Raw genomic sequence first — 20,821 nt, 5'->3', positions numbered from 1 at the left:
CAGCGTTCATCCTGAGCCAGGATCAAACTCTCCAATAAAGTTAGTTTGTCTAGCATCTAAAATAAAAATTGACGTTTCACGTTGTTTGTTTCGTTCAGTTTTCAAAGAACTGCTTAGTCGCTCATTTGCGACTTCCTTATGTTAACATCTTCGTTAGTTAATGTCAACTAAGTTTTTCATTTCGTTTGTCGCTTTCAACGTTGTTGTCATCGGCGACTTGTTCTATATTACACCTCTAATCTCTAATCGTCAACATGTTTTTCTAAAAAAATATAAAAAGGCTTATTTCTTTTAAAGTAAGCCTTTTTATCATATACCATTCTATTCGTTTATTATTTTTCTATAATTGGTAACGAGACGATAAACTGAATAATACCATCCTCATATTCAGCCCGAATACTACCACCTTGTAATTCAACAATACTTTTCGCAATCGCCAATCCAAGGCCCGATCCTTCTGTTGCCCTACTTCTAGATTGATCTTTCTTATAAAAGCGTTCAAATAAACTCGCTAACTCTTCTCTCGTAAACTCTTCACTATGATTCGCAATTACAATTTGTATATCCCGGCGCTGCCTTTGAAGAGAAACTTTGATTTCCCCATCATCTTTACTATACTTAATCGCGTTCATTAATAGATTATCAAATACACGGACCATCTTTTCCGAATCAATCGCTGCATAGGCACGTTCCTCAGGAAACTTCTTAACGAACGTAAGTCCATGCTCTTCCGCTTGCGGTACTAACTCTTCTATTAATTGCTCGAGCAACTCATTTACACATACTTCTTGTTTTTCTAATACAACTTGTTCATTCGTTAACTTCGTATACTCAAATAAATCTTCTATTAAATTCTTTAACTGCTCCGATTTAGCAAAAGCAATTCTTGTATACTCATCATGTTGTTCTTTATTTTCATATTTAGAATCTCGAAGTAATCGCAAGTAACCCATAATAGAAGTCAGTGGTGTACGTAAATCGTGAGATACATTCGTAATAAGCTCATTCTTTTGCTTCTCTAATCTACGTTCCTTTTCTATATTATTCATAAGCTCTTCCGCCATATTATTAATATTCTCAGTTAAAGACGCAATCTCGTCTTCACCTTTCTTTTCAATACGATACGCTAAGTTTCCTTTTTCGATTTCCTTTACACCTTCTGCCATCGCTTCAATTTGTTTCATCTTTCTCTTTGTTATATAAAAGAAAGAGAAAATGAATACGAGTACACCAATTAAAAATGGGAATGGGCCTTCTACTTTATAATACACTACTTCCCCTTGAGGAATTCCACTCACAAACATATATAAATTCTTACCTTCTATTGTAATAGGTGAGAAAGTAATAAACTCTTTTCTAGATCTTTCAATATCATTATTATTCGAATAATTGATAGCAAACGAAGTTGCATTACGAATTGTATTATGCAAATTAATTTGTTCTTCTTGTGCCTGCTTCGTTTTATACAAAACCTTACCATTTTCATCGGTAACTAATATTTTAAAAGCATCCTGCCCCTGCTCTAAATGTTCATTTTCTAGCTCTATCATACTTTGTACGGCATCTAATTTATTTGCATCAACCATCATTTCCGCAGTACTTTGCGCTTTACGATTAATTTGTTCCATACCATCTCTATAATTAATCTCAGCATGTCGACTAGCATCTTCAAAAACAGGCGCTACTATCTTCGTTGATACAAAGAGACCTAATAACGCACAAGCAGTAAAAGCCGTAATAAGTTGAATCCGCACACTCCGTTTCACACTCTTTACTAGCTTTCCGATTAACTCTCGAAATTTCCTAACATAAGTAAATGGATTAAATATCTTTTTCAATCTTATACCCCACTCCCCATACTGTTTTTATATAAATTGGCTTCCTCGGATTCTCTTCAATCTTTTCACGCACTTTTCGAATATGAACCATTACCGTGTTATCCGACTGGAAAGATCTTTCGTTCCAAACCTTTTCATAAATTTGTTCCGCGCTAAAGACCATACCCGGATTACGGGCTAGTAATTCTAGAATTGAAAATTCCCTCGGGGTCAGTTTCACTTCTTCTCCCTCTACAATAACTTTATGGGTCGAGATGTTGATTTTCATCTCTCCAATTTCTAGCTCGTCCTCATTTTGAATAGAAAAACCATTCATTTTCATATAACGGCGTAACTGAGATTTAATTCTTGCGATTAACTCTAACGGATTAAATGGCTTCGTTACATAATCATCTGCCCCTGTTGTTAACCCTAAAATCTTATCCATATCTTGCGTTTTCGCGGAAAGCATAATAATTGGCATTTCTTTTTCTTCCCTTACTTTCATACACATATGAATGCCGTCTACTTTCGGCATCATAATATCTAATACGACTAGATGTACTTCGTTTTCTTCTAGTAAACGTAATCCTTCTTCGCCGTCCCCTGCTTGCAATACTTTATATCCTTCATTCTTTAAATAGATTGTAATAAGATTCCTAATTTCTTTTTCATCATCTACGACAAGTATCGTTTCATTTGCCACAATATCTCCCCCATCACTTTTTTAACCCCTAACTTCTATTATAGGAAAACTTCTGAAGAAAAACGCTCGGAAATCCTTAAGATTTTCTGAAGACGCAAAAAAGGTCTAGACTCCCCTTAAGTCTAGACCTTTCAAAAACCCCTTTTATTTACGAACGTAGATGAAATATAGTACGAATAAAACTCCCATAACATACATAATTGGATGAATCTCTTTACGTCGACCACTTACTACCATTGTAATTGGATAGAAGATAAACCCGATTGCAATTCCTGTTGCGATACTATACGTAAGTGGCATTGAAATGATAGTAAAGAATGCTGGTACTGCAATTTCGAATTTCTTCCAGTCAATCTCTCCTAAAGACGAAACCATCAAGATTCCTACAATAATTAATGCTGGTGCCGTTACAGCTGGTGTTACAACGCTTAGTAATGGCGAGAAGAATAGTGCCAGTAAGAAGAATCCTGCTGTTACAACTGCTGTAAATCCAGAACGTCCACCCGCTGCTACCCCTGCAGAAGATTCAATATAAGACGTTGTTGTTGATGTACCTAAGATCGCACCAATTACAGTTGCAATTGCATCTGCAAATAATGCTTTTCCTGCACGTGGTAATTTATTGTTCTTCATTAATCCAGCTTGATTCGCAACCGCTACAAGTGTACCTGCTGTATCAAAGAAATCGATAAAGAAGAACGTTATAATAACAATCACCATTTGAACAGTGAAAATATTTCCGAAGTGCGTTAACGCCACACCGAACGTTGGTTCTAGACTCGGTATTGCTCCCACTACAGCTTTCGGAGTATCAATTAATCCTGTTGCTATTCCTAAGATTGCTGTAAGAATCATACCGTAAAATACTGCCCCATTTACTTTCTTAATCATGAAGATAATTGTCGTAACAACTCCGAAGATTGCTAGTAACGTTGTGCCCTTTGTTAAGTCCCCCAACCCAACAAGAACAGCATCATTTTTCACGATAATTCCAGCATTTTGGAATCCAAGGAAAGCAATGAATAATCCGATACCTGCCGCTACTGCAAACTTTAACTCCGATGGAATTGCATTAATAATTTTTTCACGAATACCTGAAGCAGTAAGAATAATAAAGATAATACCTGACATTAACGTTCCAGCAATTGCCGTTTGCCACGGAATACCCATCGTTAACACTGCTGTATAAGCAAAGAACGCGTTAATTCCCATACCTGGCGCTAAAGCAATTGGATACTTCGCGAAAATACCCATAATTAACGAACCAATCGCTGCTGCTAATGCTGTAGCAACGAATACTGCACCTGGATCCATTCCTGTACCTGCCGGTAATCCTTTAACATTTCCAAGTGACAGCGTAGCAGGATTGACAAATAGTACGTAAGCCATAGATAAAAATGTCGTTAAACCTGCTATGAACTCTGTTTTATAATTCGTGCCGAGTTCATCAAACTGAAAATAGCGTTTCATCTTACGTTTCCCCCGTTATATGATTACTCGCCGTAATCTCCTAGCCCTCTTTTATCTATTAAAAATAAAAAAGGCTTCCATTGCATATACATGGAAGCGTTCTATGAATAAAGATAAGATTCCCCTCACCTTTATAAAAACGCCTCGTAGTCAAGCCATTTACGGTAGCTAGGTAGAAACTTTCGGGCCATATCCCCGATATTATACGACGGCATAATATTCACTTTTCGTTTGAATTACATACTCATATTAACTCGACGAAGTAGTTTTGTCAATTTAAAAACGAACATTTTTATAAACATTTATAATTTCGTTCGTATTAACCCTAAAATAAAAAGATCCATCTATACATAAGTAATAGATGGACCTTTTTATAAATACTATTCCCACTCAATAGTTGCTGGTGGCTTACTCGTTACATCATACACGATACGGTTAACGTGTTTTACTTCGTTTACGATACGTACAGAGATTTTCTCTAATACGTCCCAAGGGATACGTGCCCAGTCAGCTGTCATACCGTCGATAGATGTTACTGCACGGATACCTACTGTGTAATCGTACGTACGCTCGTCACCCATAACACCTACGCTACGCATACCAGGAAGCGCAGTGAAGTATTGCCAAATTTCACGATCTAAGCCCGCTTTAATAATTTCTTCACGTAAAATCGCATCAGATTCACGAACGATTTCTAATTTCTCTTCTGTGATTTCACCTAATACACGAATACCAAGACCAGGGCCTGGGAATGGTTGACGCCATACGATTTCATCAGGAATTCCTAGTTCTGATCCTAATACACGTACTTCATCTTTAAATAACGTGTTTAAAGGCTCAATTAATTTGAACTGCATGTCTTCTGGAAGTCCACCAACGTTATGGTGAGATTTAATTGTTTGTGCAGTTGCTGTACCACTTTCAACGATATCTGTGTACAGTGTACCTTGTGCTAAGAAGTCCATTCCTTCTAACTTAGAAGCTTCATCATCAAATACATAAATGAATTCGTTACCGATGATTTTACGTTTTTGTTCTGGATCTTCTACACCTTTTAACTTGTTCATGAAGCGTTCTTTTGCATCCACTTTAATAACGTTCATATGGAAGCCTTCACTAAATGTTTTCATAACACCTTCTGCTTCGCCTTTACGAAGTAAACCGTGGTCTACGAAAATACATGTTAACTGATCGCCGATTGCTTTATGAATTAATACTGCTACAACAGAAGAGTCTACACCGCCGCTAAGTGCGCATAGAACTTTTTTGTCTCCAACAGTTTCACGGATTTTCTCTAATTCTACTTCGATAAAGTTCTCCATGTTCCATCCTTCAGAACAACCACATACGCCGAATACGAAGTTTTTAATTAAATCGTTACCGTGCTCAGAGTGACGTACTTCTGGGTGGAATTGTACACCGTATAAGTTTTTGTCTTCATTGCTCATACCAGCAATTGGACAAGACTCACTTGTTGCATCTACTACGAACCCTTCAGGTAAACCAGTTACTAAGTCACCATGACTCATCCATACAACTTGTTCTTCTGGAAGGTTCGCATATAATTTTGATTCGTTCTCTACTTTCAGAACAGCTTTTCCGTACTCACGGTGGTTTGCACGTTCTACTTTACCACCGAATTTTTGTGTCATAAGCTGCATACCGTAACAAATACCGAAGATCGGTAATCCTAGGTCAAAGATTTTTTCATCACAATGTAATGCACCTTCACCGTATACACTATTCGGTCCACCAGAGAAAATAATCCCTTTTGGATTTATTTCTTTAATTTCTTCTGCAGTAATTGTATGCGGATGAAGTTCACTGTATACACCGAACTCACGAATTCGACGTGCTATTAACTGATTGTATTGACTTCCAAAATCTAAAACGATAATTGTATCGTGTTGCTTCTTCAAAATAATCACCCCAACGTTAGTTCTCGTATATAAATATTTTCACCAATTAGGCGAAAAGCATTACCAATATAATAAAAAAAGCCAGTCCTCCGCCTCTAGTCTCATAACAAAGAAAAGGCAGGGGTCTGGCTTTATAAAGAAAGATAGTCTTCCGCTCTTTATAAATATAAGACACACTGCCTTCATAGTCAGGTTGTTTACGGTAACCCGGTAGAGACTCTCAAACCTTATCTTTGAGGATATATGAAGGAACGTTTTATATTATCTTCCTAGATTCTAACAATGAAGTGTCGGTATGGTCAAGAGAGAAAGCGACAAAATTCTACAGAAATTCATTTCCTTTTCTAAAAAACATAAAAAATAACCTGTAACAATTGGTTGCACACTCCACACCGCGCAAAATGATGTTTTAAATACCTACATCTTTGAAAACATCTCGAACAGTATTTTTCTCTGTTGATATGCGGGAGTAAACTTTAATATTCATCATCCTTATATTCCGTTTTCTCATTTTTTTCTACAGAAATTATTTTTTCTACTGTCCATGACCATTCGTTTTTCTTCTTGTTGAACCTTCTCTTCTTAATATACTCCACCTTGTCATAATTTTGAACTCTGTGTTCCTCAACCAATTTAGGAGCAATATATACATCATTTACAAATGCAAATGGGTTCGTGTATTCTTTGTTAACCTGACCGATTTCAGTTTGAATAAAATTAGATATAAATGCTTTATCACCTGATACTATCTTATAAATTTTAAATAAATTCGTTCTCTTTTTATCTGCAAACATCCTTACTTTCAAAGCTTCATCGGTTATCCATTTGTGAGTCTCTTTAATGGAATCCATGTAAAAATATCCTTCTTTTATATTTGAACGATAGCTATTTCCTAAGTATGCAAAATTAATTACACCTTTCTCTTTGTTAATGTATGTAACAAAAATATCAGTAAACGGAAGTGTTCGATACAGAATTTCTTCTGCTTTATCAGCATATCCTTTTAAGACATCTCTACTTTCAGCCGAATTCGCTTCAATATACCAACTTTCGTTTTTCCATTCTGCAAGTTTCCGAGGTATCTTACCCCATTTCTTCATTCGAGTAGAAATAATTTCATCCAACTCAAATTTTGCATTTGAAAACATTTCTTTCTCCAGAAGGATAGGGATGATTTTTTCCTGTAATCCAACAATCATATCTGGTCTTGACTTACACAGTAATCCTGCACATAAACAATTGAACTTTTCATCATCACTCAAGAGTTCACTAATTAAATCCCAAACCCAAAACTCCTTACTTTTAGTTCTTGCAAACGAGGTAACTGTTTCTAGTGCTTCTTCATCTCTTTTCACTTTCATCAATAATTTCGCTTTATAGTACGGTAGCCATTCAAAAGTAGGATTATTTCGCATTTGAGAATTCAGTACATCGATAAATGAATTTAATCTTTGTTCCGTTGCAATAAAAATATCCAATGCTAGCAGTTTCTTTGCATGGAAATTCAGCATAACTTCTGCCAATGGCCTAACTTCTACATTTTCGCCTTTATCATTAGTAAAATTAGTCTTTTGAAAATCCACACTATCAAACCAATCGAATCCAATAGTATCCATAAACATAAGATAATTGGTATCGTTTAATTTGCTACGAACGTCTTTAATTAGTAAACGTGATGCTGAAGTTTCACCATTAACATAACGTCCTCTCTTCTCAATAAACCTCGCTCCATTCCCACAAAATCTCAACAACTGTGGAAGAACTCTATTAGCAAACAGCTCCCCTTGCATCACAACCCGTCGAATTGACCACAAGATTGAATTTACTAACGTTTTCTTGAACTCGTTTGCAGTAAAACCACCGAAAAGATTGCTCTCAAAAGATATAACTGCATTATCATTAAAAACCGCTAAATTGTTAATATAATTGTCAATGTTCCCTTCAGATGCCTTCAAAAAATCATACATTATCCACCCGAAAGTGATTACTGCATCTTCATCATCATTATTTGCTTGAAGATACGGAAGGATTACGTTGAATGCCTCTTGTTGTTTTCCAATTTTCCTTAGTCTCTTTGCTTCAGCAATCGGATCTCGATCCAGTTTCCCACCGTTCCGACGAACCTTCTCAAATAATTTCTTTAACTCGGTTAATATTTCATTTAATTCTGAGTCTTCTTTTGTAAGTTTTAATTGCTGTACAAAATAATTTTGGTTGATACGATTATATCCGAAATCTTGTAACAATGAGAATTTCACATAGTATTTGGTGCAAATTCGATACAAATCATCATTGTAATTTTTGGTTGTGTACATTTTTTGCTCCCCTTTAGTCAAGAACATAGATTTCTTTTATCAATCTAACAATTTCTGAGAAAAGTTCCTTACTTCCTTCAATATAATTAAATTTAGAAATCATTCCATCACCGTTATACCAAAGTTCGATTTCTACATCATTTTTTTGATTAGAAAAACTTAATATCAAATTCCATTCATGATAGCCCAAAAGCTGCATTTGAATATCATACCCCTCTAAAATAGAGGAGAAATCTTCCAAACACGACTTCACAATTCCTATTTCACTTGGAATATCCTTTGAAGTTGGTTTCAATAGTCGCAATATAATTCCAAAATCCTCTTTTTCCCCTGACTTCAATCTAGGAATCTTCATTTCTCCTTTCCCATTATAGTCGAAGAACAATTCAATTTTTCGATCATTCATCTCCAAAGTGACGATTTCTAAATAATTTTTCGGATTTATATTTGAGATGTTTGCCAAACCTGACAGCTGGTTTTCCAAATAGGATTGCAACTGTTCAGTAGAAGTTTGTTCCCCGTTTGAGAGCGATAAAATGATGCTACTTTTATTTGGATTTTTCACGAATGATGACTCTCTAAATTCCGTCTTCAAAAAAGGAGAGATTGGTTTCCAATTTATCAGTTGAACATTACTTAATCCGCTTGATATCCCCGTATAGAGCCATTTGAAATATTCCTTATTCGTTCTACCTCGATTTTCTTCTTGATTTGTATTAAAAAACACAGTTTCAAAAAAATAAGCCATTGCTTTATTCACTGTCATTGCCCAACCAAATTTCACTTTCGATGCATTTAAAATCTTAAAATATTCGCTCGTTGGTGCTTTTAATTTTTTCAGCACTCGGTCTCTATATGTTTTTTCAAAACGAGTCAACTTCCGTTTGTCTTTAGAATCCCTATAAAAGTTTTTCCCATCTTTTTTGGTTACAATATATTGGTGAGGATGTTTTAACATTTCTTGATATTCCGAACTCCCTTCAAAAGGTTCGTTATCTAAAATATCCTTTTCATAGCTCGATAAAACAATTTGATACGCAATAATCTCATTTTTATCCAATTCACTCTTTGTAGCTTTCAAGTAATTATCGAATACAAGAGTTTCAATGATACTTTCATCTTGAAGCTTTATTTGACAAGGGATAAATCGCAATATTATATTTTCTCCTTTTACCTCCACAATTTTTTCAATTATATTGTCATTATCCACATTGATGACTTCGCCAAAATAACCGTTGTCCACTCTTTTAGGTTCAACAAAAGAAAAAGGTTGTTCCATATTATCAAATGGCGAGAAATCATTTCGCACCAATTCGGGTCCATAAGCTTGAATTGTTGTATTAAAGACAACGTAATCCTTAACTCCTATTTCTCTACCATTTTTAATGAGATGCTTCTTTACCCAAATATTCACTTGATTTGCTTGTTTATTGGTAAAAACAAGAATTTTACTACTGTTTGGATTCAAATAAGCTTCCTTCAACACTTTTGTTTGGTCTTCCTTTTCGCAAAATACAATCTCATCTTTAGAATATACATATAAATTATTGTATTGGTTTGTCCGTATATTCTTCGCAATCTTATTACATACTTTAATGATTTCAGATTCTCCTTCATTATCTGGCAACTCTGCAGTCCCTATTTCTGAAAGAATATTTTTACTATCAAGAAGTTTTGCCAAGTATTCTGGATTAAGTGCATTTTCAATTTTCGACCCATAACTCAGCTTATTTTTGTCTCCAATGAAAATAACCTTTCTCTCGGGATGTGCCTCCAAATCGATATACTTTAAGATATCATCTAATAAATACCCTGAACCAAATTGTAGCAAGTCAGAATCAAAATCCGAATTAGTAATAAGCTGACTATCATCGATAATATACAAAGCTTTATCTTGATCGTGGATTTCATCATGTTCTTTTATAGGAATATTCTTTTTGTAAAATTCATCTATTGTTTCACCCCTGAAATCAAATACCGAATTAAATAATGAATCTACTTCTTCTAGTTCTGGATTACTCTTCAGCATCTTCCTTCTCAATCGATTAGAGTACGCAAACACAGGGACATCCGTAAACTCTAAATCGAAAGCCAATTCTCGAATGTCAGGAATTAACGCAGTCTTACCACTTCTTGTATTACCTGTTAGGATCATAATTTTGCTATCAGATATTAGAAATTCACGAATTTGCTGCAGACTATCGCTATTTTCAGTTCGTTCTTCAACAAGCTTTTTATGTAACTCCGATTCAAATTGAATATCAGACTCGTATTCATCCGCAACAAACAAAGTCTCTGTAAAAGTTTGTCTTCCCTTTTTCGATAAATAATTCATATCCCTATCAACTATGACATCAATGATGTCGACAATTTTATTAAGATAGTTGTTTGAATCAACAATTGAGAAACTGATTTGGAACTGTCTAGGAATACTACCCATCATTTCTACTTTATCGTGAAAACAGACTACAGTTGATATAGACTTGCGTTCAAAATCGTGTAAACGATATTGAAGTTCATCGATCAGCTTCACCCGTTGCTTGCCAAGTTGACTAAATGGATTCGGAGAGCTTCCCCCTTTAACAGTTATCTCACCATTTAACGTCCATCTACCAAATCTAAAATTTTCTTCAGATGGAAGCTCTAATGTTCCGCTATAATTTTTAAAATCAATAATAATAATTTGATTTTCAGTAACCAACAAGCAGTCAATTTGCAAATCTTCTCGTGTAATACACTCTGGCGTTCCAAGTAAAATACCATCCCAATTTCTTTGTTCAAAAACTTGCGATAACTCTACCGATATTTTTCTAAAAAATTCGTTTTCATACGATTTTGAAGACTTGCCTTTGCGAACCTCTAGCATATCACTTTGCCCCCTGTACAGTTTCATCTCTATAAATTATATCATTACAGTTTAATATATCATTAATCATCCTTAACCTTACATATAAAACCACCGTACCCACGAGAGCATTATCCTTTTCTCTTAAAATTGCTGGAGCCTGTGTCTCACTCGAATAAATCATGGATCGGGTTGGACATTTCGATGATCGAATTACGAAGAGTATTTATCTCCCTGTAACCTAAGAAATCAAAAAAGAAGCTTCCCACAAGTTTATTCAACTCATGAGAAGCCTCCGTTAAAAACTTCATCTTACATAAACCTCAATGATATCAAAGGGTGAGACGGCTTATTACATCATTCCGCCCATACCGCCCATGCCCATGCCGCCCATGTCAGGCATTGCTGGTGCATTTGGTTCTGGTTTGTCAGCTACTACAGCTTCAGTTGTTAAGAACATAGCTGCAACAGATGCTGCGTTTTGAAGTGCAGAGCGAGTTACTTTAGCTGGATCTACGATACCAGTTTCAAGCATGTTAACCCACTCGCCAGTAGCTGCGTTGAAACCAACGCCTACTTTTTCGCCTTTTAGGCGCTCTACAACTACAGATCCTTCTAGACCAGCGTTGATTGCGATTTGGCGAACTGGCTCTTCTAGTGCGCGAAGTACGATGTTGATACCTGTTGCTTCGTCGCCTTCAGCTACGATAGAAGCTACTTTCGTGTATACGTTCATAAGTGAAGTACCACCACCTGCAACGATACCTTCTTCTACTGCTGCACGAGTTGAGTTAAGTGCATCTTCAATGCGAAGTTTGCGCTCTTTCAACTCAGTTTCAGTTGCTGCACCTACTTTAATTACTGCTACGCCACCTGCAAGTTTTGCAAGACGTTCTTGTAATTTTTCACGATCGAATTCAGAAGTTGTTTCTTCTAATTGCGCACGGATTTGACCGATGCGAGCTTCGATTTGTTCTGTGCTTCCTACACCTTCAACTACAGTTGTGTTTTCTTTCGTTACAACAACTTTACCAGCGCGTCCTAAAGATTCAACTGTAGCAGATTTTAAGTCACGGCCTAATTCTTCAGTGATTACTTCGCCACCAGTTAAGATTGCGATATCTTCTAGCATTGCTTTACGACGGTCACCAAATCCAGGAGCTTTAACAGCTACTACATTGAATGTACCACGAAGTTTATTCACTACTAATGTAGCTAACGCTTCGCCTTCTACATCTTCAGCAATGATAAGAAGCGGTTTACCTTGTTGTACCACTTGCTCTAATACTGGTAAGATTTCTTGAATGTTAGAAATCTTTTTGTCAGTGATTAAGATATATGGGTTATCAAGAACTGCTTCCATTTTGTCAGAATCAGTAATCATGTAAGGAGATGCATATCCACGATCAAATTGCATACCTTCTACTACGTCTAATTCTGTTGTAAAACCTTTAGATTCTTCTAAAGTAATAACGCCGTCGTTACCAACGCGCTCCATTGCTTCAGCGATTAATTGACCTACTTCTTCGTCAGCAGCAGAAATAGCAGCTACTTGTGCGATAGAAGATTTACCTTCGATTGGTTTAGAAATCGTTTTTAATTCTTCTACTGCAGCAACTACAGCTTTTTCGATACCTTTACGAAGACCCATTGGGTTCGCACCAGCTGTTACGTTTTTAAGACCTTCACGAATCATAGCTTGTGCTAATACAGTTGCAGTTGTTGTTCCGTCACCAGCTACATCATTTGTTTTGCTAGCAACTTCTGCTACTAATTTCGCACCCATGTTTTCGAATGCATCTTCCAATTCAATTTCTTTTGCAATTGTTACACCGTCATTTGTAATAAGTGGTGAACCGAATTTTTTCTCAAGAACAACGTTACGACCTTTTGGTCCAAGCGTTACTTTTACTGCATTTGCAAGAGTGTCGACACCGCGAAGCATCGAACGACGTGCTTCTTCACTAAATTTAATATCTTTTGCCATAATAATTGACCCCCTTGGATTTTTTAAGATTTATATAATTAACCGATAACTGCTAAAATGTCACTTTCACGTAAAATCAAGTAGTCTGTACCTTCATATTTCACTTCAGTACCTGCATATTTTGAGAAGATGATAAGATCACCTGCTGCTACCTCTAAAGCAACACGCTCACCATTTTCAAGCACTCGACCAGTACCTACTGCAATAACTTTACCCTCTTGTGGTTTTTCTTTTGCTGTGTCTGGTAATACAATACCACTTGCTGTTTTTTCTTCCGCTTGAACAAGCTCAATTACAACGCGATCACCTAATGGCTTTAGCATGAACAATAACCTCCTCATTTTGTTATGTAAATTTTATTTATTAGCACTCAAGTCACCCGAGTGCTAACACACTTATAATAATAAATAATCTCAATTTCTTTTGCAAGTAAAAAAATCATAATTTTTTCGCAAATTACGCTATAAATTTTTCTATATAGAGTTCCTCTTCTTCTACCTTTACTATATGAATCGTTGTTTCCACTACTCGTATGTTACAATATGAAAGGACACCCTAAGTTGTTTTCGCTACACACACAACTTTCTCCTGTCTTCTATTATAATTTCAAATAAGGATTTACAAAAAAAACATAATTTAAGTAAGGTTTATATCGTAGGTAGCATATTTACATGTTATCCTACCTTATCTCATACACTAGAGTTAGAAAGGATGGTTAAACCATTTGAAAAAACAATATTGGTGGGTTATCGTTACATACATTTTAATGCAGTTATCATCAATTGCTGGATTACCACTTCTCCTGAAAACTGGACTTTATGATAACAAGGGATTCACTAGAGAAGAGAAATTTCAACTCATAACTGGTCACTGGGCAATCATTAGCTTCTTTATTGCATTATGTATCGTACTTTGGTTACTTAGAACAGATATTCGCGACAGACATTTAGATACAAAGCGTTCTACTGTTCCAGCTACGATTGGTTGGATTTTTATCGGGTTCTTCTTAGCATTTTTCTCGCAAAGTATTGCTGGTATGATCGAAATGTATGTATTAGGTATTAAACCTGGATCTGAAAATACAGCGAGACTTATGGATATCGCAAGAACGACACCTTGGTTCCTTATCGTCATCTCTATAATAGGACCTATTTTGGAAGAAATCGTATTTAGAAAAATTTTATTTGGTACACTTTATAAGAAGTTTAACTTCTTTATTGCCGCTATCATTAGTTCCCTTGTATTTGCGGCAATTCATTTTGATTTTACTCACTTATTGGTATACACTGCTATGGGTCTCGTATTCGCCTTCTTATATGTAAAAACGAAGCGTATTATCGTTCCAATTGCAGCTCATGTTGCAATGAATACATTAGTTGCAGTTGCCCAAGTTTTAGTGAGTAACGAACAAATTCAAGAAATGATTAAAGAAGCTGAAAAAATGCAAGGCTTTATCGGAGGATTTTTAGTATGAGAAACTCACCATTGTTCATGGCTGTATTGTACTTCCTTCTAGGATGTATCTTTACACATCTAGCCATCAGGAATGTCACAGATACAATCTGGAATATGTGGACAATACTATTTGCAGTTATGGCAACGATTGATTTTAATTTGGCACTTCGCCTCATCTTAGTTAAATTCACAAAGAAAAAACAATAATAAAACGCAGAGGTCGCTTCCTCTGCGTTTTATTGTGGATAATTCTTCAAAAAGTAAACTAATGTTTGTAACTCTACTGCTAAATCAATATGATGAATTCTTATATTGTCTGACACATTTAATCGTGCTGGTGTGAAATTCAAAATACCATGCACGTTTGTTTCTGCCAATCTATCAGCTACAGATTGTGCTACTGTAGCGGGTACTGTTAATATTGCCACTTGTATATCAGATGATAAACGTTCTTCTAATTCATCTAAGTGATATACAGGAATGCCTCCGATTTCTGTTCCAACTTTCTCTTCACTAATATCAAACGCCATTTCAATTTTTGTATTATTGTTTTTCGTGAAATTATAATGTAAGAAAGCGGTCCCTAAATTACCTACTCCAATAAGCGCTACACGTGTTATATCATCTTGGTCGAGTGTTTCACGGAAAAATGATAATAAATAATTTACGTTATATCCATATCCTTTTTTTCCTAACGCTCCAAAGTATGAGAAATCTCTTCGAATCGTTGCGGAATCAACCTTTACCGCTTCACTTAATTCGGCTGATGAAACACGTTGCTTACCAGACAAAGATAAGTTTTGGATAAATCGATAGTATAGAGGCAATCTCTTAGCAGTGGCTTGTGGAATTTTCTGCTGCTCCATATAACCTCTCCTCTCTTCCTATCTTTATTCATATGCTTTAATCAAATACAGAAGTTTAGCACTTATTAAATTCCTTGTATAATAGAAAGAAGAAGTATTCTCTCTGTATTTTAAACTATACACTATTTTTAGTATGATTGAGAAATATAAACATGGCAAAGTTAAGAAATTATTTGAGGTGAAAACATTGATTTTATTACAAGTAAACGCGCTTTCGAAATTATACGGTGCAGAAACGATTCTTTCAAATATAAAATTAGAAGTTCAAACGAAAGATCGTATCGCATTAGTCGGACGAAATGGCGCTGGAAAATCTACATTATTAAAAATAATAGCGGGTGAGCTATCTCATGATGTTGGAGAAATTATAAAACCGAAAGATGTCTCAATTGGATATTTAGCTCAAAATACCGGTTTAGAAACATCTTTAACAATTTGGGATGAAATGCTAACCGTCTTTACACACTTACAGCAAATGGAGACAAAACTTCGAAGGCTAGAGCAAGAGATGGGAAAAGAAGAAAACTTTTCAAACGAGGCTATATATGAAAGATTATTAGCTGATTATGACCAATTACAATTAGATTATAAAGATCAAGGTGGCTATCAGTACGAAGCAGATATCCGTTCGATTTTAAGCGGTCTTGGCTTCCCCGTTGAAACGCACCAGACGACGATTTCGACATTAAGCGGTGGACAAAAAACACGATTAGCTCTCGGTAAATTATTATTAACGAAACCAGACTTACTTATTTTGGACGAGCCTACAAACCATTTAGACATCGAAACATTAACATGGCTTGAACAATATTTACAAGGTTATCCTGGCGCAATATTAATCGTTTCCCATGACCGTTATTTCTTAGATAAACTTGTTACACAAGTATATGAAATTTCGAATAAAGAAAGTAGACGATTTGTTGGTAACTACAGTAAATATTTAGACTTAAAATCAGCACTATACGAGCAAGAAATGAAACGTTATGAAAAACAACAAGATGAAATCGCTAAGCTAGAGGACTTCGTCCAAAAAAATATAGCTCGTGCATCTACGACAAAACGTGCACAAAGCCGTCGTAAACAATTAGACCGTATGGAACTATTAACAAGACCATTAGGTGACTCTAAGTCAGCTTCCTTCCACTTCGATATCGAAAAACAAAGCGGAAATGATGTATTACAAGTAAAGGATGCAACTATCGGCTATGATAAGGATCCAATTATTGAACATGTAACAATGCGCTTAACTCGCGGAGATAGTGTTGCTTTAGTTGGTCCAAATGGAATTGGGAAATCCACATTATTAAAATCCATTGTGAATAAGTTACCACTATTACATGGTGAGGTTTCTTTCGGATCTAATGTCTCTGTTGGTTATTATGATCAGGAACAAGCTAATTTAACATCTTCTAAGCGCGTTTTAAATGAGCTATGGGATGAATATCCACTGCAACCTGAAAAAGAAATTCGCACGATACTAGGTAACTTCTTATTCACAGGAGATGATGTACTAAAGCCCGTCTCTTCTCTTAGTGGTGGACAAAAGGCTCGGTTAGCTCTTGCAAAACTTATGATGCAAAAATCGAATTTATTAATTCTCGATGAGCCTACAAACCATCTTGATTTAAATAGTAAAGAAATCCTAGAGAATGCTTTAATCGATTATCCTGGTACTCTTCTATTTGTCTCACATGACCGCTATTTTATTAATCGTGTAACAACGACTGTGGTTGAGTTATCAACAGAAGGTGCACAGGAATATTTAGGGGATTACGATTACTACGTTGAAAAGAAAAATGAAATGATTGAACGTGCAGAACTTGAACAGCAAGAACAGCAAGAAAATCAGGCACCTGTTCAAAAAACTGTAGCTCCAGAAAAATTAAATTATCTCGAAGAAAAAGAGCGCAAAAAGTTAGAGCGTCAACGTACTCGAAAAATCGAGGAACTAGAACAAAATATTGTACAATTTGAAGAAGAAATTGCTACGTTAGAAGATCAACTTTGCTTACCAGAAATATATGCAGATTATGAAAAGGCTAGTGAAATTACAACGAAAAAGCAAACACTACAAGAACAACTTGATGCTTGTATGGCAGAATGGGAAGAATTGCATTTATAAGAGTATAAATAAGAAGGATGTCTCATCAGTCGGGATTTTTGACGATGAGACATCCTTCTTATCTTCTAGCCATGGTCAACCTCTATTGCATAAACGATTCGACACGAGGTATCAATTTTCCGACAAGGTTTGACAATATTGGCCTCCCTTATAATAAGGGCATATTTCAAAATGTTTTTTAGAGATACCTTCTTCGTTTTTATTTCCCGAAAAAGGATAGATTCAAAGGTCAGACTTTATCTGTTTTATCCACAAGTTTATACACATATCCACCTTTATAAAATAAACATCTAAATAACTTTTCCACATTATCCACAATCAACAAAAAAGTTATCAACATTTTATATACACAATAAAACCCATATTATCAACAGATAATATGGGTTTTATCCACAAGCTGTGGTTAATTTTGTGCATAACTACGCTTCAATATCTAATCCTGGATTTGCATTTAAAGCTAATGTAGCACGTTTTCCTTGTTCATATGCAATTGTACCTGCCGCCGCAATCATAGCTGCATTATCTGTACATAAAGATAGAGGAGGAATAATTAGCTCTACATTTTCTTTTTGTGCAAATTCTGCTTCTAAACGTGCACGCAGTCCTTTATTCGCAGCTACTCCACCAGCAAGAAGCACTTGCTTTACGTTATAAGCATCCGCTGCACGAGATGCTTTCGTTACTAATACGTCAATTACACTCTCTTGGAAACTTGCTGCTAAATCTTCCGGTGCAATTTCTATCCCGCGTTGTTTTGCGTTATGCACAGTGTTGATAACTGCTGATTTCAATCCGCTAAAACTGAAATCATACGAATCCGGTTCTAGCCATGCACGAGGTAAATCAATTGTTGGTTCTCCTTCATGTGCAAGTCGATCAATATGAGGACCACCTGGATATGGCATAGATAACGTACGAGCTACTTTATCATACGCCTCTCCTGCTGCATCATCTCGCGTTTCACCAATTACTTCAAATGAACCATGTTCTTTCATATAAACAAGCTCTGTATGCCCACCAGAGACAACAAGTGATAGTAATGGGAATTGAACTTCTTTTACTAAGCGGTTCGCATAAATGTGGCCAGCGATATGATGAACACCAACTAGAGGGATATCATGTGCAAATGCCACTGCTTTCGCTGCGTTCACCCCTATTAGAAGCGCTCCTACTAAACCAGGTCCTTCTGTGACAGCAATTGCATCAATATCATCAAATGTGATATTTGCTTCTTTTAAAGCTTCTTCTAATACAACTGTAATTTCTTCTACATGATGACGGGACGCAATCTCTGGTACAACTCCGCCAAAACGTTTATGACTTTCAATTTGTGATGCAACAACATTCGCAATAATTTCCGTTCCATTTTTAACAACCGCTACTGCTGTTTCATCACAACTTGTTTCAATACCAAGTATAATCGTATTTTTTTCCATTATATATTCACCCACATTACGAGACCATCTTCCTGATTGTCTGCATAGTATCGTTTACGAATTCCACCATTTTGAAATCCGTATTTTCTGTATAACTGTTTTGCTACTTCATTTGATACACGTACTTCAAGTGTCATCGTTTTTACACCTAGAGTTTTCGCCTCGGAAATAACTTCTTTTAATAAAGCATCTCCTAGCTTTTGACCTCTGTATTCTGGCAAAATAGCTATATTTGTTATATGTGATTCATCAATAATTATCCACAATCCACAATACCCAATTACACGACCATCTTTTTCTAGCACAACATAATGTGCATGTTCATTCATCGTTAACTCACGGTGAAAGGCATCTGCAGTCCAAGGAGTTGAAAAAGATGCTTCTTCAATAGCTACAATTTGAGCAATATCATCGAGTTCCATCTTTCTAAATATCATATCCATTCTCTGCAAGCTCCTACTTATTTTGACTTTCTAACCACTTTGTTTCAGCTTCAGCTAAACGAAGGTAACTAGGAACAAATGAATGTACATCTTGTTCTTCTTTTTGTAATCCTAAGAACGCTAGCTCACTTGGTCTTGGGTTATTTTTAGTGAAAGGAGCAAAGACAGCTTGATTGCCTAAATGTTCGATAATTGTTTCTTTGTGTAGTTTCACATCGTTACCAATAAATAAAACAGGCTTTCCTTTATCTTTTAACATTTGCAACCAGTCTACAATAAGGATGATTCGGTCTTCCTCTATAGAAGTTAAATCCTCTCCTTCATATGTATATAAGCCAGTATAAATTTGTCCACGTCTTCCATCGAATAAAGGACAGATTAATCCATCAAAATTAGCTCCGTTTGCAGCCACTACTTCTAAACTTGATACACCTACAATTGGTATTTGAAGTGACCAAGCTAATGTTTTGGCAGCTGTCACACCTATACGAACACCTGTATATGATCCTGGTCCAGCAGCTACAACTATTTTAGTTAATTCTTTTGGTTTTACACCACATTCTTTTAACAGTTGTTCTACAGCTGGCATAAGACGCACAGAATGATTTTTTGTTAAATTTGTAATGATTTCCCCAATTACGTTTCCTTCTTCAATAAGGGATACACCCATTACATAATTTGAAGTATCAATTGCTAGTACTTTCATCTTGTAATAGCTCCTCACATAATCTAATATAGCGATCTCCAATCGGCTCGAGTACAATGTTTCTTGTGTCATCTCCAGCATGGAATAAACTAATTTGTAGCTTCTCATTTGGTAAATATGCTTCTATTAAATGAGCCCATTCTACTACCGTAATTCCTTCACCATAGAAATACTCATCAAAACCTAAGTCTTCTTCACTTTCTGCTAAGCGATACACGTCCATATGATATAGCGGTAATCTCCCTTTATATTCTTTAATAATATTAAAGGTAGGGCTATTTACAACTCTTTTCACTCCAAGACCTTTTGCTAGTCCCTTTGTAAAAGTCGTCTTACCAGCCCCTAGATCTCCTTCTAAAATAATTACATCTTGTGCCTGAGCAAGTTCACCAAGTTTTTCTGATAATCTTTGTGTTTCCTCAGATGATTTTGTTGTTATTTCATATTTACTCACAGACTTCACCTACTTTACTCACAATGTTCTCTGCTCTTTATTATACAGGTTTTGAATATATAAAAAAGTCCTTAGGAGTTTTCCTAAGGATAGTTTGACTGTCTTTATTAGTTTTTTGTTAAAACAAATAAAAAAATACGAAACAACATGTTTCGTTCTTTTCTTTATATAAAATGGCGGTCCCGACCGGGGTCGAACCGGCGATCTCCTGCGTGACAGGCAGGCATGTTAACCACTACACCACGGGACCATTTGGTTGCGGGGACAGGATTTGAACCTG

General features: G+C 35.9%; 16 protein-coding genes, 1 tRNA gene and 2 riboswitches. Of the genes, 3 read left to right on the top strand and 14 right to left on the bottom strand.

What is annotated here, in order from left to right; all coding sequences use genetic code 11:
• Positions 1 to 332: 332 nt before the first annotated feature.
• The 8 genes from ACTFSI_RS27300 to groES all read right to left on the bottom strand — a co-directional run bounded on the left by ACTFSI_RS27300 (position 333) and on the right by groES (position 13,382).
• A complete protein-coding gene (locus ACTFSI_RS27300; protein ID WP_070805106.1) occupies positions 333 to 1,838 on the bottom strand; it encodes a HAMP domain-containing sensor histidine kinase in 1,506 nt (501 codons plus the stop codon).
• Complete coding sequence (locus ACTFSI_RS27295) at positions 1,822 to 2,523, bottom strand: response regulator transcription factor (protein WP_001262953.1); 702 nt, start codon at positions 2,521 to 2,523, stop codon at positions 1,822 to 1,824. The genes ACTFSI_RS27300 and ACTFSI_RS27295 overlap by 17 nt, the downstream gene beginning before the upstream one ends.
• Before the next feature lie 144 nt (positions 2,524 to 2,667).
• Positions 2,668 to 3,993, bottom strand: coding sequence for an NCS2 family permease (locus ACTFSI_RS27290; RefSeq protein ID WP_138322545.1), 1,326 nt, complete (start codon positions 3,991 to 3,993; stop codon positions 2,668 to 2,670).
• Between the two features lie 127 nt (positions 3,994 to 4,120).
• A riboswitch (purine riboswitch) is annotated at positions 4,121 to 4,222 on the bottom strand.
• A 151-nt stretch (positions 4,223 to 4,373) separates the two neighbouring features.
• Positions 4,374 to 5,912 carry a glutamine-hydrolyzing GMP synthase gene (guaA, locus tag ACTFSI_RS27285; protein ID WP_000743928.1) on the bottom strand — a complete coding sequence of 513 codons (1,539 nt, stop codon included), beginning with the start codon at positions 5,910 to 5,912 and terminating at the stop codon, positions 4,374 to 4,376.
• A 165-nt stretch (positions 5,913 to 6,077) separates the two neighbouring features.
• Positions 6,078 to 6,179, bottom strand: a riboswitch (purine riboswitch).
• 209 nt (positions 6,180 to 6,388) lie between these two features.
• Entirely contained in the window at positions 6,389 to 8,227 is a 1,839-nt protein-coding gene (locus tag ACTFSI_RS27280) for a DUF7017 domain-containing protein (protein WP_138322546.1), read from the bottom strand.
• Positions 8,228 to 8,240: 13 nt separating this feature from the next.
• Positions 8,241 to 11,093, bottom strand: a complete 2,853-nt coding sequence (locus ACTFSI_RS27275; protein ID WP_167495113.1) for a nuclease-related domain-containing protein — start codon at positions 11,091 to 11,093, stop codon at positions 8,241 to 8,243.
• Positions 11,094 to 11,424: 331 nt separating this feature from the next.
• A complete protein-coding gene (gene groL / locus ACTFSI_RS27270; RefSeq protein ID WP_001029999.1) occupies positions 11,425 to 13,059 on the bottom strand; it encodes a chaperonin GroEL in 1,635 nt (544 codons plus the stop codon).
• Between the two features lie 38 nt (positions 13,060 to 13,097).
• On the bottom strand, positions 13,098 to 13,382 hold the full coding sequence (gene groES, locus ACTFSI_RS27265; RefSeq protein ID WP_000917306.1) for a co-chaperone GroES: 285 nt from the start codon (positions 13,380 to 13,382) through the stop codon (positions 13,098 to 13,100).
• A 401-nt stretch (positions 13,383 to 13,783) separates the two neighbouring features.
• On the opposite strand from groES, the gene ACTFSI_RS27260 reads away from it, so the two are divergent.
• Together ACTFSI_RS27260 and ACTFSI_RS27255 are read left to right on the top strand one after the other, a co-directional pair.
• Complete coding sequence (locus ACTFSI_RS27260) at positions 13,784 to 14,533, top strand: CPBP family intramembrane glutamic endopeptidase (protein WP_138322548.1); 750 nt, start codon at positions 13,784 to 13,786, stop codon at positions 14,531 to 14,533.
• Positions 14,530 to 14,721 carry a YdiK family protein gene (locus ACTFSI_RS27255; RefSeq protein ID WP_001246209.1) on the top strand — a complete coding sequence of 64 codons (192 nt, stop codon included), beginning with the start codon at positions 14,530 to 14,532 and terminating at the stop codon, positions 14,719 to 14,721. The genes ACTFSI_RS27260 and ACTFSI_RS27255 overlap by 4 nt, the downstream gene beginning before the upstream one ends.
• A gap of 29 nt (positions 14,722 to 14,750) precedes the next feature.
• Here ACTFSI_RS27255 and ACTFSI_RS27250 read toward each other — a convergent pair whose 3' ends face one another.
• Positions 14,751 to 15,380 (bottom strand): redox-sensing transcriptional repressor Rex, encoded by a 630-nt coding sequence (locus ACTFSI_RS27250; RefSeq protein WP_000437698.1) that lies wholly within the window; start codon positions 15,378 to 15,380, stop codon positions 14,751 to 14,753.
• Between the two features lie 187 nt (positions 15,381 to 15,567).
• Here ACTFSI_RS27250 and ACTFSI_RS27245 point away from each other — a divergent pair, with 187 nt between their 5' ends.
• Entirely contained in the window at positions 15,568 to 17,502 is a 1,935-nt protein-coding gene (locus tag ACTFSI_RS27245; RefSeq protein WP_208746177.1) for an ABC-F family ATP-binding cassette domain-containing protein, read from the top strand.
• A 419-nt stretch (positions 17,503 to 17,921) separates the two neighbouring features.
• Here ACTFSI_RS27245 and tsaD read toward each other — a convergent pair whose 3' ends face one another.
• The 5 genes from tsaD to ACTFSI_RS27220 all read right to left on the bottom strand — a co-directional run bounded on the left by tsaD (position 17,922) and on the right by ACTFSI_RS27220 (position 20,791).
• The gene (gene tsaD, locus ACTFSI_RS27240) at positions 17,922 to 18,938 is read right to left on the bottom strand and encodes a tRNA (adenosine(37)-N6)-threonylcarbamoyltransferase complex transferase subunit TsaD (RefSeq protein ID WP_000414588.1); all 1,017 of its coding nucleotides are present in this window, start codon (positions 18,936 to 18,938) and stop codon (positions 17,922 to 17,924) included.
• On the bottom strand, positions 18,938 to 19,381 hold the full coding sequence (gene rimI / locus ACTFSI_RS27235) for a ribosomal protein S18-alanine N-acetyltransferase (protein ID WP_000367197.1): 444 nt from the start codon (positions 19,379 to 19,381) through the stop codon (positions 18,938 to 18,940). The genes tsaD and rimI overlap by 1 nt, the downstream gene beginning before the upstream one ends.
• 13 nt (positions 19,382 to 19,394) lie before the next feature.
• Positions 19,395 to 20,087, bottom strand: coding sequence for a tRNA (adenosine(37)-N6)-threonylcarbamoyltransferase complex dimerization subunit type 1 TsaB (tsaB, locus tag ACTFSI_RS27230; protein ID WP_000865758.1), 693 nt, complete (start codon positions 20,085 to 20,087; stop codon positions 19,395 to 19,397).
• The gene (tsaE, locus tag ACTFSI_RS27225; protein WP_000049631.1) at positions 20,068 to 20,541 is read right to left on the bottom strand and encodes a tRNA (adenosine(37)-N6)-threonylcarbamoyltransferase complex ATPase subunit type 1 TsaE; all 474 of its coding nucleotides are present in this window, start codon (positions 20,539 to 20,541) and stop codon (positions 20,068 to 20,070) included. The genes tsaB and tsaE overlap by 20 nt, the downstream gene beginning before the upstream one ends.
• Before the next feature lie 174 nt (positions 20,542 to 20,715).
• Positions 20,716 to 20,791 (bottom strand) — tRNA-Asp (locus ACTFSI_RS27220).
• Between the last annotated feature and the right edge of the window lie 30 nt (positions 20,792 to 20,821).

Origin of the sequence: Bacillus cereus group sp. MYBK101-2, assembly GCF_051918845.1 — a bacterium.
GTDB lineage: Bacteria > Bacillota > Bacilli > Bacillales > Bacillaceae_G > Bacillus_A > Bacillus_A paranthracis.
Note: the sequence above shows the minus strand (reverse complement) of the source record. Positions and strands in the feature narration are given on the sequence as shown.